Genomic DNA, 15,452 nt, shown 5'->3' with positions numbered 1-15,452 from the left:
TTTTGAGTATTTTCAGCAAATTATGATTTTTTTCGTAAACGATGGGACCCAAAAGAAAACATTGTTTAAATCTACTTAACATCTAGTCTCTTACAATTCAAAGTTCGCTTCACGATTTCATCTATATTTTTAAGCGATCCGAATTGAGCGAAGAGTTATCCGGCGAATTTTCCCATGGTTAAACATGAAAAATTTGGCGTAACAATAGGCTTTCCAAACCAGGATGCAATAAAACCGATGTATCGTTGTAATTCATAATTGACACCCCGTCCAGAAGACAACCCTTCATTTCTGAACTTGGGAGACTAACAATTTCTTAACATTTAGAGTTAACAAAACCGTGCACCGTCCCCGGTTTTCAGTTTCATCCAAAATGTCCCATTACTCAGGCTTTTTTCGCATTTGCGCAATAAAACCGACCCATTGCCATTAAACCGATCACTAGACTAGGACAATAAATAAACCTATATTTGGAATTCAAACCAATTGAATTTTAAACATATGCGGATGCTTATCTAAGACAATCTCCTTGATCTGCTTCACAAGTCCTATATTTCGGCATGTCCCATCGTGCTTTTACTCTATTATCGGTTAAAACGTTGTTAAACATTAGCTGCTATGTAACAAAAATGTCGAAATTATATGCGAAGCTTCAAAAAAAAGACACGCATTGGGACATTCGCCCGGTGCGTGTCTTTTCCCTTATAGAATGTACTGACTTAAATCGCGATCCTGTGCAATATCGCCGAGTTTTTCCCGAACATACTCCGGTGTAATGAGCATGCGCTCCAGCGTCAGCTCAGGGGCCTCAAAGGATAAATCCTCCAGCAGCTTCTCCAGAATGGTGTGCAGACGGCGAGCACCGATATTCTCGGTGTTCTGGTTTACGGACACGGCAAGCTTTGCGATCTCCCGAATGGCTTCGGCTGAAAACTCGATCTCAATATCTTCCGTTCGCAACAAATCGACATATTGCTTCGTTAACGCATTTTTAGGTTCTGTCAGAATGGATACGAATTCTTCAAGCGTCAAGCTATCCAACTCCACGCGAATCGGAAAACGTCCCTGCAGCTCCGGAATGAGATCCGACGGCTTCGCGACATGAAATGCGCCAGCTGCGATAAAGAGGATATAATCCGTTTTAACGGGCCCATATTTGGTCATCACCGTCGAACCCTCGACAATCGGCAGAATGTCGCGCTGTACACCCTCCCTGGAGACGTCCGGGCCGCTCCCGCGCCCTTGGCTGGCTACTTTGTCAATTTCGTCGATAAAAATGATCCCCGTTTGTTCTGCCCGACGGACCGATTCTTGGGTGACATCATCCATATCGATCAGTTTGCCCGCTTCTTCCTGGGTCAGCACCTTGCGCGCTTCCTTGATGGCCAGCTTGCGTTTTTTGGTGCGGCGGGGCAGCAGGCTGCCAAACATCTCTTGCATGTTCATGCCCATCTGATCATTCCCCTGCCCGGCAAACATATCCATCATGGAAGGCGTCGTATCCTCGACATCGATTTCGATAATTTCGTTTTCCAATTTGCCTGACAACAGGTCGAATTTGATTTTCCGCCGTCTTTCCGCAAGCCCGGAATCGGTTTGGCGATCTTCCTGTTCGTCTTCCTGGCTCGAATTGTTGCCAAAGATCATTTCGAACGGATTACGCTGGTTTTTAGAACGGGACGTCGAAGGCGCCAAAATATGTACGATTCGCTCATTGGCGGCTTCCTCAGCCTTATCCTTCACTTTTTCCGTACGCTCCTGTTTCACCATGCGCAGGGACGTTTCGATCAGATCACGGACCATGGATTCGACATCGCGGCCGACATAACCTACTTCCGTAAATTTCGTAGCTTCCACTTTCACGAAAGGAGCGCCTACCAGTTTGGCCAAGCGGCGCGCGATTTCCGTTTTCCCGACCCCGGTCGGGCCGATCATCAAAATGTTTTTCGGTACGATGTCGTCCTGGGTGTGTTCAGGCAGCAGGCTCCGTCGATAACGGTTGCGAAGCGCAACCGCCACCGATTTCTTCGCCTGCTTCTGTCCTACAATGTACTTATCCAGCTCTGCTACGATTTGTCTTGGGGTTAACGATTGAGTTTGCATTCCGGTTCCCTCCTGCCATTATGCCGGATTTTTTCCGGCATCTTAACTTTTATCCAAAACTAGGGGTAACCCCGCATAGCGCTTGAAACAAACCTTCGACCCAGGTTCTCGCTTGCGGGGTTACATTACAGCTCTTCGACAATAATGTTGTTATTGGTATACACGCATAGCTCTGAGGCAATTTGAAGCGCCTCCCTGGCGATATCCTTTGCTTCCAGATCCGTGGCATGACGTTTCAATGCTCTTGCGGCTGACAAAGCAAAGTTCCCCCCCGATCCGATTGCAATGACGTCGTCATCCGGTTCGATAATTTCGCCACCGCCGGAAATAAGGAGCATGCCGCTATGATCCATCACGATCAACAAAGCCTCCAGCTTGCGCAAAATCCGATCCTGACGCCAATCCTTGGCGAGCTCAACGGCAGCCCGCTGCAGATTGCCGTGATGCTCCTCCAGCTTGCCTTCGAATTTTTCAAACAAGGTAATAGCGTCAGCTACAGATCCCGCAAAACCGGCAACGACCTGCCCCCGGTACAAACGTCGCACCTTTTTGGCCGTTTGTTTCATGACCACGCTCTGTCCCATGGTCACCTGCCCATCCCCGGCAATCGCGGCTTTGCCATTATGGCGCACAGCACAGATCGTCGTCGCGTGAAATGACATGTCCATGATATAAGCCTCCTACGTATGATTTAAACGCGTCCAGGAACCGTCAGGCCCTCCTCAGCCGCAAAACGGGCAATGCCGTCCAGTGCACGCTGAGCAAGAGCTTCATTTTTTTCTTTTTTGTTGCGAATTTTCTGAGCCAATTTCGGCAGCAAACCAAAATTCGCGTTCATCGGCTGAAAATGCTTGAAATCGGCAGTGGTAATGTATTGAGCCATGCTTCCCAGCGTCGTTTCCGCAGGCAGCACAGCCATATCCTGACCCAGCGCAAGCTTGGCTGCATTCATACCGGCAATCAGTCCGGATGCCGCGGATTCCACATACCCTTCAACCCCGGTCATTTGGCCGGCGAAGAACAGGTTGGAACGCCCTTTGAATTGATAGGTCGGGTGAAGCAGCTTCGGCGAGTTGATGAACGTGTTTCGGTGCATGACTCCATAACGCACGAATTCCGCATTTTCCAAACCAGGAATCAGCGAGAATACCCGCTTTTGTTCTCCCCATTTCAGATGGGTCTGGAAGCCTACGAGATTGTACAGCGTGCCTGCAGCATTGTCCTGTCTCAGCTGAACGACTGCGTGCGGCAGCGTCCCTGTATGCGGGTTGACGAGGCCAACCGGTTTCATCGGTCCGAACAGCGCGGTTTGTTTTCCCCGTTTCATCATGACTTCAATCGGCATGCAGCCTTCGAAATAAATTTCCTTCTCGAATTCTTTCAATTGAGCGACTTCAGCCGTAATCAGCGCCTCGTAGAACGTGTCGAATTCCTCTTCGGTCATCGGGCAGTTCAGATATGCCGCCTCGCCTTTGTCATAGCGGGATGCAAGATATACTTTGTTCATGTCGATGGAATCTTTTTCGATAATCGGCGCAGCCGCGTCGTAAAAGTAAAAATATTCCTCGCCCATAAGCGCTTTGATCTGCTCGGACAATGCAGGCGAAGTCAGCGGGCCGGTAGCCACAACCACAATGCCATCCTCCGGAATCGCGGTTAACTCTTCGTTCACCACTTCGATCAGCGGATGATTGTGCAGCGTAGATGTAATTTCACCCGAAAACCCGTCCCGGTCAACGGCAAGCGCACCGCCAGCAGGTACTGCATGGCGGTCTGCAGCTGCAAGCACCAGCGAGTTCAGCATGCGCATTTCTTCCTTCAGGACGCCGACCGCATTGGTCAACCCATTGGCACGAAGCGAATTACTGCATACCAGTTCGGCGAATTTATCCGTGTGATGTGCAGGCGTTTTCACTACGGGTCTCATTTCATACAGCTTCACGCGCACCCCGCGGCTTGCGATTTGCCAGGCCGCTTCCGTACCGGCCAATCCGGCACCAATCACAGTCACTTGTTGTTCATTACTCAAAATCATTTACCCCCATCTATGCTATTGCGCTGATTCTTCTTCCGGCTCCTCCACGGGCTCCTGATGATCGCATGAAGTACACTGCAGGCGAGTTCCCTGCTTGTTGCGCTTCTCAACCATCATGGAACCGCAGCTAGGGCACGGCTTGGCAGACGGTTTATCCCAGGATACGAAGTCGCACTCCGGATATCTGTCGCAGCCGTAAAACACCCGTCCTTTTTTACTGCGCCGTTCCACGACATGTCCTTCCTTGCATTTTGGACAAGTTACGCCGATATCCTTGACGATCGGTTTCGTGTTTCGGCAATCCGGAAAGCCGGAGCATGCCAAAAATTTCCCGAAACGACCCAGCTTGTAAACCATCGGTTTGCCGCATTTTTCGCATGTTTCATCCGAGACTTCATCTTCGATCTCGATTTCCTTCATTTCTTCTTCGGCAAATTCAAGGCGCTTCTCGAACGATTCATAGAATTCGGCGAGGACCTTCACCCAATCTTCCGTGCCTTCCTCCACATGGTCGAGATCCCCCTCCATGTTGGCCGTAAACTCGACATCCAGAATTTCCGGGAAAAACTCCTCCATTTGCTCAATAACCAGCTCACCAAGCTCAGTCGGCATGAATTTCTTTTCTTCGATCGCGACATATCCGCGTTTCTGGATCGTTTCCAGCGTTGGCGCATACGTACTTGGACGCCCTATACCCAGCTCTTCCAACGTGCGAACGAGCCTTGCTTCCGTATACCGCGGCGGCGGCTGCGTAAAATGCTGTTTCGGTTCGATCTCTTGCTTTTCGAGCACATCACCGCTTTTCAGCGGCGGAAGCAAACGATCCTCTTCGGTTGTACCGTCGTCATTGCCTTCCACGTACACCTTCATGAATCCCTGGAAGCGGACTTTCGAACCAGCCGCCCGAAACGTGGCGTCTCCCACAGCGATATCTACCGACAGGGTATCCAGAATGGCAGAAGCCATTTGACTCGCCACGAAGCGTTCCCAAACCAGCTTATACAGCCTGAACTGGTCACGGCTCATAAACGACTTGATGGAATCCGGATCGCGCAAAATGGAGGTAGGCCGAATCGCTTCGTGCGCATCCTGCGCATTGGCAGCCTTTTTCGCATAGTTGCGTGGAGTTTCCGGCACAAAGGCATCGCCATACTTGCTGATGATGTAATCTTTGGCTTCTTCCTGCGCGGATGCAGCAATTCGAGTGGAGTCGGTACGCATATACGTGATAAGACCCACGGTGCCCTCTTTGCCAAGGTCAACGCCCTCATAGAGCTGTTGGGCAACGGACATCGTTTTGGATGCCCTGAAATTGAGCTTCCGGGCCGCTTCCTGCTGCAGGGAACTCGTCGTAAACGGGGCAGATGGGTTGCGGCTGCGTTCCTTCTCTTTTACTTCCTTGACTGTAAAAGGAGCGCCTTCGATCTGTTTAAGCACAGCCTGAACCTCTGCCTCGCTGCCAAGCTCGGTTTTTACGCCATTCAATTGATGAAACTTGGCTTCGAAAGGGCTGCCGTCTGCCGTCAGCTTGGCAGTAATGCTCCAGTACTCTTCGGGAATGAAATCATTGATTTCATTTTCCCGATCCAAGATGATTTTGACGGCTACCGACTGAACTCGTCCTGCCGATAGTCCCTTTTTGACTTTCTTCCATAATAGCGGGCTGATCTTGTACCCGACAAGACGATCAAGAATCCTTCTCGCTTGCTGGGCATTCACCAAGTCCATGTTGATTTTGCGCGGGGTTTTGAAAGCATCCTTCACGGCCTGCTTCGTAATCTCGTTGAAAACAACCCTGCAATCCTCGGTGTCATCCAGTTCAAGCGCATGGGCCAAATGCCAGGCTATCGCTTCACCTTCGCGATCCGGGTCAGCTGCAAGATACACTTTTTTCACCTTTTTGCGTGCATCCTTGAGTTCTTTCAGAACAGAACCTTTGCCGCGGATCGTAATATATTTCGGATTAAAATCATTTTCAACCTCAACGCCGATCTGACTCTTCGGCAAATCGCGCACATGTCCCATCGAAGCCTTTACGATGAACTTGCTGCCCAAATATTTGCCAATCGTCTTCGCCTTTGAGGGCGACTCCACGATAACGAGTGAATCCGCCATAGGTTCATCCTCCTCTCAGTGACGAGCTGCTAAAACAAGCGAACTCATCCCATCTAACTAACTTCTCATAACGTTTATGTTCACACACTGCAGCAGCTGCAGCGTCGTCATACCCTCACATACCTTGACCCAGGTAATTGGTTAATCTGCTTTTTTATGATTAAAGATAACAGAACTGAATGCAAATGTCCAAAATCCCAACCCAGCCTTTCCACAAGCTGGTCCAGAGACTGCTCCTCATGCTCCAGCAGAGTGATGACGCGTTGCTCGTCGGAAGAAAGACTTGTTTCGGGAAATATCGCTTGTGCAATCCCTTCGCCTTTCTTCGTTGAACGACCTCTATTGTAAGGAAGTTGTTCGGGATTTGGCAAGCCCATTTGATATTCTTCCAACAGATCGTTAACGGATGTGACCAATTTGGCGCCCTGACGAATCAAATTATGGGCTCCTCTGCTCTTCGGGGAAGTGATCGGTCCCGGAACAGCAAATACATCCCGACCGGCTTCCAGGGCTGCGTCTGCGGTAATGAGCGAGCCGCTGCGAAGGTCGGCCTCGACAACAAGCGTCCCCAGGCTTAGTCCGGCAATAATTCGGTTGCGTTCGGGAAACAGTCCTTGCCGCGCTTTGGTGCCTGGCGGGTATTCCGACAGCAGAAGTCCTTTTTCAGCAATTTTTGCGGCTAATCCACGATTTTCGGCCGGATAGATCTGATCGATGCCTGTTCCGAAAACGGCGATGGTTTTGCCATCTGCACGCAAGGCCGCTTCATGACATACGCTATCAATGCCTCTGGCCAACCCGCTTATCACCGTCAAGCCTGCATGGCATAAATCACCAGCCAGCTTCTCGCCGATTTTGCGGCCATATACGGTCGGCATTCGCGTGCCCACCATGGCAATGGAATCCGAACATAGCAAACCCATATCTCCAATGCCATATAATACCCAAGGCGGCGATCCCGTTTCCTTCAATAATATGGGATACTCACCATCCAGATACGTAATCACCCGAATTCCCAGTTTATAAACCTGCTCTCGTCTCTCCTCGATCCAGCTTCGATTTAATCGTTCGACCAAACGGAGTGCCTGATCCGTTCTCAGCCCGACCTTTAACCAATCCTCTTTACGAAAATCGAGCATGTCTGCCAGTTTGTGCTCACCGGACATCAGCTTGGAGATCGTTTTCCGTCCAATGCCCTCCATTTCATGCAATCCGAATAAAATCCATTTATCTTTCATATGTATACTTCCTCCCGCTGGAGGGAAAAAAGCTTCCCTCATATTGTGTGGCAAGTGACCCCGGATTGCAAGCGTTTACTTTGTCGTGAAATGTAATCCTTCCTGTTTGCGACAAAAAAACGCAAAAAAGCAACCCTTCGTCCGGATGAGGGACAAAAGGTTGCTTACCTTCCGTGTCACAATATCGTCGATAACCCAAATAAACTCATTTTTTGAGCATCGTTTCTTCTATTATAACGGGAAAGTTTTAATGTGTCGTGCACAAATTCAAAATGCCTTTTTCTTCGAGCACGCTTACGAGCGTCGAACCCATCTCGGATGGCGTCGGCGCAACTTTGATGCCGCAAGATTCGAGTTTTGCGATTTTTTCCTTCGCCGTGCCTTTACCGCCGGAAATGATTGCTCCGGCATGGCCCATGCGTTTGCCCGGAGGCGCAGTTACGCCGCCAATGAAACCTACCACCGGCTTGGTCATATTGTCGCGAACCCACTCGGCTGCTTCTTCTTCCGCAGTCCCTCCGATTTCACCGATCATGATCACGGCATGAGTCTGAGGATCTTCGTTAAAGCGTTTCAGAATATCGATGAACTCGGAACCTTTGACAGGGTCCCCACCAATCCCGACGGCGGAGGATTGACCGATTCCACGAGTTGTCAGCTGGTGTACGGCCTCATACGTCAACGTTCCGCTGCGGGATACTACGCCCACATGTCCTGGTTTATGGATGTACCCCGGCATGATTCCGATTTTGCATTCTCCCGGCGTAATCACGCCCGGACAGTTAGGGCCGATCAGGACCGTCTTTTTGCCTTCCATGAATCGGGAAACCTTCACCATGTCAAGGACCGGAATGCCCTCGGTGATGCAGATCACCAGATCCAGCTCGGCATCCACGGCTTCCATGATGGAATCCGCAGCAAACGCCGGCGGCACATAGATTACGCTTGCTGTCGCTCCCGTCGCTTCTTTAGCTTCAAGAACCGTATTGTAAACCGGAAGGCTTACGACCTCGCCGTTCTCCAGCGTGATGTCCACATTCGCTCCGCCTTTGCCCGGCGTGACGCCGCCGACCATTTGGGTTCCGTAATCCAAAGCGCCCTTCGTATGGAACATTCCTGTTGAACCCGTAATGCCTTGTGTAATGACTTTTGTATTTTTATCGACCAAAATACTCACGTTGCTTCACATCCCCTTACGGTTATTTTTCATGTCCCGGACATGGCTCCGGTACCAAGGAATGAACTTATTTGACGAGGGCAACAATTTTTTGTGCGCCGTCGGCCATGGAATCGGCTGGAACGATATTCAATCCGGATTCGCCCAGAATACGTTTGCCCAATTCCACGTTGGTTCCTTCAAGGCGAACGACAAGCGGTTTCGTCAGGCCGAGCTGCTTCGCGGCTTCAACCACGCCATTGGCAATGACGTCACAGCGCATGATCCCGCCGAAAATGTTAACGAAAATACCTTCGACCTTGGCATCGGATAGAATGATCTTAAACGCTTCGGTGACTTTCTCCGTCGTTGCGCCGCCACCAACGTCCAGGAAGTTGGCTGGGTCTCCGCCGTAATATTTGATAATGTCCATCGTCGCCATCGCCAGTCCCGCGCCATTTACCATACAGCCGATGTTGCCATCCAGCGCTATGTAGCTGAGATCATATTTGGAAGCCTCGATTTCCTTCTCGTCTTCTTCGTCCAAGTCGCGCAGTTCCTGAATATCCTTGTGGCGGAACAATGCGTTGGAATCGAAATTCAACTTCGCGTCCAATGCGATAACGTTTCCATCTCCCGTAACAACGAGCGGATTGATCTCTGCAATGGAACAATCTTTTTCGACAAATGCTGTGTACAACGCAACCATGAACTTCACGGCTTTATTAACCAGCTCATTCGGGATGCCGATGCTGTATGCCAGCTTGCGTGCCTGGAAGACCTGCAATCCGATGGCAGGATCGATCACTTCTTTGAAGATTTTCTCCGGCGTTGCCGCCGCCACTTCTTCAATCTCGGTACCGCCTTCTTCGGATGCCATCATAACGACGCGTCCTGTGGCCCGGTCTACAACTACCCCGACGTAATACTCTTTGCGGATATCGCAGCCCTCTTCGATCAAAAGGCGTTTGACTTCCTTGCCTTCCGGTCCAGTCTGGTGAGTAACCAGCACTTTCCCCAAAATCTCGGATGCATAGGCACGAACTTCATCCGTGCTTTTCGCTACCTTTACGCCGCCTGCTTTTCCGCGGCCTCCGGCGTGAATTTGCGCTTTGACTACAGTCACCGGACTGCCCAGTGCCTCTGCGGCTTCAACCGCTTCATCGACTGTATAAGCAACCTTCCCGTTTGGTACGGCAACTCCATACTGTTTCAGTACTTCTTTTCCTTGATATTCATGGATATTCATTCTCGAATCCTCCTATCAACATGACTGCAACAAGGCGGGTTATGATGACGAACAAAAGACAATTGTTGACTTTTTTTACTTAAACCCAGTCCATTGTAACATGTTTTTAAAACGCTTTCCTTAAAAATGTGGCTGTGAATAGACAGCATTTTGATATGGATTTGATTCCGCAATGTGAATACTTGGATAAAACTGGAAAACCTCCGGTTTTTTACCGAAGGCTCTTCTTGGTCATGGATGATGCTTTATTTTTTTGCTTCTTTCATGTTCGTCTCGTGCACCCTTTGAAGCAGCCCCTTGAATTGGTCAAGCAACGTCTGAAATTCGGCGTTGTTCAAGCAAGCATCGCCCTGGATGGAAGCAGGGATCATCAAAGCTTTTTGACGAAGCTCCCGGCCCGGGTCTGTCAGCGTAATCAGCACCTTGCGTTCATCCTGTGCGGAACGTTCACGATGGATGAGGCCGGCCGATTGCAATCGTTTCAGCAAAGGGGTCAACGTCCCCGAATCCAGATACAGCGCCTCGCCGATCTCTTTCACCGTACATTCTCCGCGCTCCCACAACACGAGCATGACAAGATATTGCGAATAGGTTACGCCAAGCTCTTCGAGATAAGGCTGATACATCTTTGTAATTTCGCGTGAACAAGCATATATCGCAAAACATAATTGGTTATCCAGCTTCAAAACGTCTTCCTGCATCCGTTGCTCTCACCTGCCTATATAAACATTCATTCCTAACAATCGTGTTACATGATTCAGGAATCTAACCTCTATATTATCACAAATTAAAAATAAAACAGAATAATTGAACACAAATTATTTTACTTTTCAATTTAATTGTGATAAATTTGATTGTGTAAAATATAATTATAAAACAGGGAGCGATATATCATGATGACGATCCAACAAAAAATGTATGAAACCACAGTGAAAGCAGTAGGCGGCCGCAATGGCTACGTCGAGTCCTCCGTTCCTGAGCTGCGCTTGGATGTCCGCACACCGAAAGAAATGGGCGGTGCCGGCGGAGAAGGCACTAACCCGGAGCAACTGTTTGCAGCAGGTTACGCGGCTTGTTTCGATAGTGCGCTCAACATGGTTGCACGCATGCAAAAAATCAAGCTGGAAGGCTCCGAGGTAACGGCTACCGTTCATTTCGGCAAAGTCGAGGACGGCGGTTTTGGCATCGCTGTTACGCTGGACGTACTGGCAAAAGGCGTGGACAAAGCCACTGCGGAGAAGCTGGTCGAGGCGGCACATCAAGCATGTCCTTATTCCCGGGCTACACGGGGCAACATCGACGTTGAGTTGAACGTACTGTAATAACCATTTCAAAGGATATGCCCGGAATCTTGCTCGCCGGCCTACTCTTTTTGCGAATACGGAAATACGAAATGTACGGCTGTTCAGGAAACCGGCCGGATCGATCCGCAGTAAGGTTCCGAATCGGAGTTGACGCCCGGTTTCCTTTTATATACAATGCTTAATAGATGATTAGGAAGCACCTTCATTCGCGAATCGGCCGCTTTATGCGCAGCCAACACACGAAATGGGGGTGTTTCTTTTTATGTACGGAAAATTGCACAGCGCCTGTCTGTACGGCATCGACGGGATGCTCATCGAAGTGGAGACAGACTTGTCCAACGGCCTGCCGCTTACCGCGATTATAGGTTTGCCGGACTCGGCGATCCGCGAGGCTGTCGAACGGGTTCGTGCCGCCATCAAAAACTGCGGGTACCAGTATCCGTTGCAGCGCATCACCATCAATCTGGCGCCGGCGGACCTTCGCAAGGAAGGCTCCTCGTTCGACCTTGCGATTGCCATCGCCCTTCTCGTAACCAGCGGACAATTGGTGCTTCCAGCAGAAGAACGAACATTAATTGTGGGCGAGCTGGCTCTGGACGGATCGGTCAGGCCCGTTCCCGGCGTGCTCGCCATGGTTGATCTGGCCAAACGGCAAGGCTTTACCTCCGTGATCCTGCCTGCCGATAATCTTGCGGAAGGCTCGCTGATCAGCGGAATACAGGTGCATGGTATTCGGCATCTTCAGCACATCGCTCCGAATGCACATGAGCCCGGTTCCGAAGACAGAGGAACCACGCCGGACGCAGGTCCGGTGGAGCTGCATAACTATGCGCATCTCGAATCTCCTGCCAATGGCACGGGGCCAATGGATTTCGGACAACATGCCGCATCCGCAGCATTACGCGATGACTACGCCGACGTTCTTGGGCAGCATCATGCCAAACGGGCGCTCATGATCGCTGCTGCCGGGATGCATAATATTTTGCTCGTTGGACCTCCCGGGACGGGCAAAACGATGCTGATCAAGCGGCTTCCAACCATCCTCCCGCCATTATCTGACGAAGAAGCGCTGGAAGTGACCAAAATTTTGAGCGCTGCGGGCAAACTGAAAGAAGCCGCATCGGGACTTGTGACAGAACGGCCCTACCGTTCGCCCCATCATACGATATCGACGTCAGGTTTGATTGGAGGAAGCGGCATACCCAAGCCCGGAGAAGTCAGTTTGGCCCACAGGGGCATTCTGTTTCTTGACGAGCTACCGGAATTTCACCGCCAGGTGCTTGAAGTGTTGCGGCAGCCGCTCGAGGATCATAAGGTGACCATAAGCCGGGCCAGGGCTGCCTTCACCTTCCCTGCCCAGTTCATGCTCGCTTGTTCCATGAACCCATGTCCGTGCGGGTATTTAACCGCCAGAGGCGAGGAACAACGCTGCATCTGCCCTCCGTCTCGCGTCGCGGCTTACCGTGCCAAAATTTCCGGACCGCTGCTGGATCGAATCGACCTTCAGATTGAAGTGCCGCCACCCGGCGAATGGAAACATTCTGCGCCTTCTCCCACATCCGCCGAAATGCAGGCCAATGTCGTGCGTGCCCATCAAATCCAGGCAAAACGCTATGCCGGAAGCGGCATTCGCTGGAACAGCCAGCTTTCCGGCAGGCTGCTTCGGCGTTCTGTACGGCTGCCTGAAGAAGCAGAGCAGTTGTTGCAGCATACGTTGCAAGCATTGCATTTAAGCATGCGCGCCCATGACCGGATCATCAAAATGGCGCAAACGATCGCCGATCTCGATCACGAAGGCGTCATCTTGACGGCACATGTCGCTGAAGCCATTCAATATCGGCAGTTGGATATGAACCTGTTTTGATTTGAAGGGATACAAGGCTTAACCCAGGAAAATTCAACGCAAAAAAGCCCCTTGCTTTATGAAACCTTCATGACCGAAGGCTGCTAGAAAGCTGGGGCTAATTATGATTTGCGCGTTTAACCAATGAGACTCAGCAGTAGAAGCTGTTACACTATTCTCATCGCCTTCGCGAAGATTATTCGAACAGCGTTAATTTTTCTTTGGCCGGCGTCCGCTCCCGGGCAGGTGGAATCACTTCGGGATACCCGAGATAAACCATACCGATAATTTTTTCCCCCGGCTCAATATCCAATAAGTCGCGGAATTTCGGAGCGTAAAGGAACGGCTTCGTTACCCAGAACGTTCCGATTTCCTCACTCCAGGCGGCCAGCATAAAGTTTTGCACCAGTGCACTCACGGCTGCGAAATCCTCGTCCCATACGTTTTGCCTTGGGTCCTCTTTCAATACTACCAGAAGCACGGCAGGCACTTGTTTGATATTGGCCGAAAACTTGTTGTCTTCGCCCATCTCTGCATCGATGGCATCGGCAAGCTTCTGTTTGCCCTCGCCGTTGAAAAGCACAAATCTCCATGGCTCCCGCAATTTGTGGTTCGGTGCCCACACGGCCGTGTCCAGCAGCTCAACGATCGTGGAAGTCGGAACCGCTTCTTGTTTGAATTTTTTGACGGTACGGCGGTTTTGAATGGTCTCTCTTACAACGTTATGGGTTTGAATGGAATTGTTCATAAAAATAGGATACCTCCTGCCAATGATATGGTAATGGGTTTGAGATCGAAGTCCGGCAATCAAATATGCGAGATCATTTCCTGTTTTTTAAATCGTACGCCATGCTGCTCCATTATACACCCAGCCAGCGGGCATATTCAAAACACCTACAACAAAAAGAGGCTTGTTCCGAGTGACAAGGATTCTGCCTCGGACATGCCTCTATCAAATTCTCTTATGCGTATGTGCCGCTTGGTCACACCATGGCCTCTCAGAACGCATTGACGATATGATTCACCGAAACGGTCGTTCCGCGATGATCCAGCATCACAGCGACCACGTCAAAACGAATTTGCGGCTGAGATGCCGTCTCCCGGCTTTGCAGGTAAACCGCAGCCGTTGAACGAACCTGATGTATTTTCCGGGCATCTACCGATTCTTGGGGCGTTCCGAATTTGGAGACATGGCTTCGACTCCGTACTTCCACAAAAATGACCAGCCCATCCAGTTGCGCGATGATATCAATCTCGCCGCTTCGACAACGCCAATTGCGTTCCAGAATCAGGTATCCTTGCTCCTTGAGCCAAGCTAAAGCCGCCTCTTCTCCAATTCTGCCTTTTTGTTGGCGCGTAAGCCTGATTGCCTTGGATGGATTCGACTTGTCGTTTACCATGCGTCTCCATCCTCTTGCGCAGAAGCCATTCGATCGGCACGGTAAATATAAGTCAATATTTCCGCAACCAGTTGATACAGCTCGGCAGGAATCTGCTCGTCCAAATCGAGTTTGGACAACACTTCCACCAGGGCGGCGTCCTCCTGAACGGGAACCCCGTTTTCCTTTGCCTTTTCCAGAATGGCTTCCGCAACTTTGCCTCGTCCTTTGGCTACAACAACGGGAGCATCCGTCTCTCCCGGAATGTATTTCAGCGCAACGGCTCTTTTGGACAACCCATTGGGCTGAACCTCATCCTTCATATTTTCACGTCCACCCCTTTGTATCGGTCAGGACTATAATCCGAAGCGCTAACTTTCCGTTCGCCTCCAGGCTCTTTATCTGCAGGCCAAGGCTCCGTCCGGAAGCTTAGCAGCTGATACCCCAGCTGATCAAGCGCCTGATGGATGAGTTGTCGTCCACCTTCCAGCAGCGGTCCCATCCCTTCCCGATCGTTAAGTACCCGCAAACTGACGATATGGTTAACGACCTGTACGTCCACGAGCGTAGGACCAAGGTTTTTCATGTTGAGGTCAAACCACAGCCGGCAATTTGCTGCATCCAGCTCGCCGCGTTGTCCCCGGCGGGACTGGATTTGTACCGAAGCCGTCTCTTCACCATCCGGCCCAATTATCGGGATAAACCAGTGCATCTGCGCAAACGTAGCATTCCTGTCCGTCGTCAGCAGCAGCTGCTGACCGGTAAGATATTGAACGGCTTGGACGGCGGCATCCTTCAGAGCCGCCGGAGCTCCATCGCTGCTTGCAAGCTGCAGCAGCAGGCCCTTCAGCGAGTCCGCGCCAGCCGGACTCGCCGCCTCTCCGGCGCGCGCTTGCGCAGCCGCGCCGTGCACGGCCTGCTGCTCGTGCTCCGCACCGAGCAGCTTCAGCACGCGCCCCACCCACGGGTCCCCCTCGTGGGTGACAGGCGCGTGCCCTGCCGCAGCGCCCGCAGGGGCTGCGGCGGGGGG

13 protein-coding genes and 1 pseudogene are annotated in these 15,452 nt (G+C 51.0%); 2 read left to right on the top strand and 12 right to left on the bottom strand.

Annotated features, from left to right (window positions below; all coding sequences use genetic code 11):
* Positions 1-702: 702 nt before the first annotated feature.
* The 8 genes from hslU to L6H98_RS17615 form a co-directional block, all read right to left on the bottom strand.
* Positions 703-2,103 carry an ATP-dependent protease ATPase subunit HslU gene (gene hslU, locus L6H98_RS17650; protein ID WP_236417072.1) on the bottom strand — a complete coding sequence of 467 codons (1,401 nt, stop codon included), beginning with the start codon at positions 2,101-2,103 and terminating at the stop codon, positions 703-705.
* 125 nt (positions 2,104-2,228) lie between these two features.
* Positions 2,229-2,771: an ATP-dependent protease subunit HslV gene (gene hslV, locus L6H98_RS17645; RefSeq protein ID WP_236417071.1), complete on the bottom strand. Its 543-nt coding sequence runs from the start codon at positions 2,769-2,771 to the stop codon at positions 2,229-2,231.
* A gap of 23 nt (positions 2,772-2,794) precedes the next feature.
* Complete coding sequence (gene trmFO, locus L6H98_RS17640; protein ID WP_236417070.1) at positions 2,795-4,132, bottom strand: FADH(2)-oxidizing methylenetetrahydrofolate--tRNA-(uracil(54)-C(5))-methyltransferase TrmFO; 1,338 nt, start codon at positions 4,130-4,132, stop codon at positions 2,795-2,797.
* 21 nt (positions 4,133-4,153) lie between these two features.
* The gene (gene topA / locus L6H98_RS17635) at positions 4,154-6,253 is read right to left on the bottom strand and encodes a type I DNA topoisomerase (RefSeq protein ID WP_236417069.1); all 2,100 of its coding nucleotides are present in this window, start codon (positions 6,251-6,253) and stop codon (positions 4,154-4,156) included.
* 107 nt (positions 6,254-6,360) lie between these two features.
* Positions 6,361-7,491: a DNA-processing protein DprA gene (gene dprA / locus L6H98_RS17630; protein ID WP_236417068.1), complete on the bottom strand. Its 1,131-nt coding sequence runs from the start codon at positions 7,489-7,491 to the stop codon at positions 6,361-6,363.
* Positions 7,492-7,738: 247 nt separating this feature from the next.
* Positions 7,739-8,668: a succinate--CoA ligase subunit alpha gene (gene sucD / locus L6H98_RS17625; protein WP_236417066.1), complete on the bottom strand. Its 930-nt coding sequence runs from the start codon at positions 8,666-8,668 to the stop codon at positions 7,739-7,741.
* Between the two features lie 67 nt (positions 8,669-8,735).
* On the bottom strand, positions 8,736-9,896 hold the full coding sequence (gene sucC, locus L6H98_RS17620; RefSeq protein ID WP_236417064.1) for an ADP-forming succinate--CoA ligase subunit beta: 1,161 nt from the start codon (positions 9,894-9,896) through the stop codon (positions 8,736-8,738).
* 245 nt (positions 9,897-10,141) lie between these two features.
* Positions 10,142-10,597 carry a MarR family transcriptional regulator gene (locus tag L6H98_RS17615; protein WP_236417061.1) on the bottom strand — a complete coding sequence of 152 codons (456 nt, stop codon included), beginning with the start codon at positions 10,595-10,597 and terminating at the stop codon, positions 10,142-10,144.
* Between the two features lie 192 nt (positions 10,598-10,789).
* Between L6H98_RS17615 and L6H98_RS17610 the strand changes: the two genes are divergently transcribed.
* Positions 10,790-11,218, top strand: coding sequence for an organic hydroperoxide resistance protein (locus tag L6H98_RS17610; RefSeq protein WP_236417060.1), 429 nt, complete (start codon positions 10,790-10,792; stop codon positions 11,216-11,218).
* A 244-nt stretch (positions 11,219-11,462) separates the two neighbouring features.
* A complete protein-coding gene (locus tag L6H98_RS17605; protein WP_236417058.1) occupies positions 11,463-13,064 on the top strand; it encodes a YifB family Mg chelatase-like AAA ATPase in 1,602 nt (533 codons plus the stop codon).
* Positions 13,065-13,239: 175 nt separating this feature from the next.
* On the opposite strand, the gene L6H98_RS17600 is transcribed toward L6H98_RS17605, so the two are convergent.
* The 4 genes and pseudogenes from L6H98_RS17600 to L6H98_RS17585 form a co-directional block, all read right to left on the bottom strand.
* Positions 13,240-13,791: a nitroreductase gene (locus L6H98_RS17600; protein WP_236417056.1), complete on the bottom strand. Its 552-nt coding sequence runs from the start codon at positions 13,789-13,791 to the stop codon at positions 13,240-13,242.
* A gap of 250 nt (positions 13,792-14,041) precedes the next feature.
* Positions 14,042-14,443, bottom strand: a complete 402-nt coding sequence (locus L6H98_RS17595) for a YraN family protein (protein ID WP_236417054.1) — start codon at positions 14,441-14,443, stop codon at positions 14,042-14,044.
* The gene (locus L6H98_RS17590) at positions 14,437-14,745 is read right to left on the bottom strand and encodes an EscU/YscU/HrcU family type III secretion system export apparatus switch protein (RefSeq protein WP_236417052.1); all 309 of its coding nucleotides are present in this window, start codon (positions 14,743-14,745) and stop codon (positions 14,437-14,439) included. Before L6H98_RS17590 ends, L6H98_RS17595 begins: the two co-directional genes overlap by 7 nt.
* Positions 14,742-15,452 (bottom strand): annotated as a pseudogene (locus tag L6H98_RS17585) (DNA ligase); the annotation flags it as partial. The gene L6H98_RS17590 and the pseudogene L6H98_RS17585, both read right to left, overlap by 4 nt.

Source organism: Paenibacillus sp. JJ-223, from assembly GCF_927798175.1.
GTDB classification, from domain to species: Bacteria; Bacillota; Bacilli; order Paenibacillales; family Paenibacillaceae; genus Paenibacillus; species Paenibacillus hubeiensis.
The sequence above is the reverse complement of the archived record's forward strand: the minus strand, read 5'-3'. Positions and strand labels throughout refer to the sequence as shown.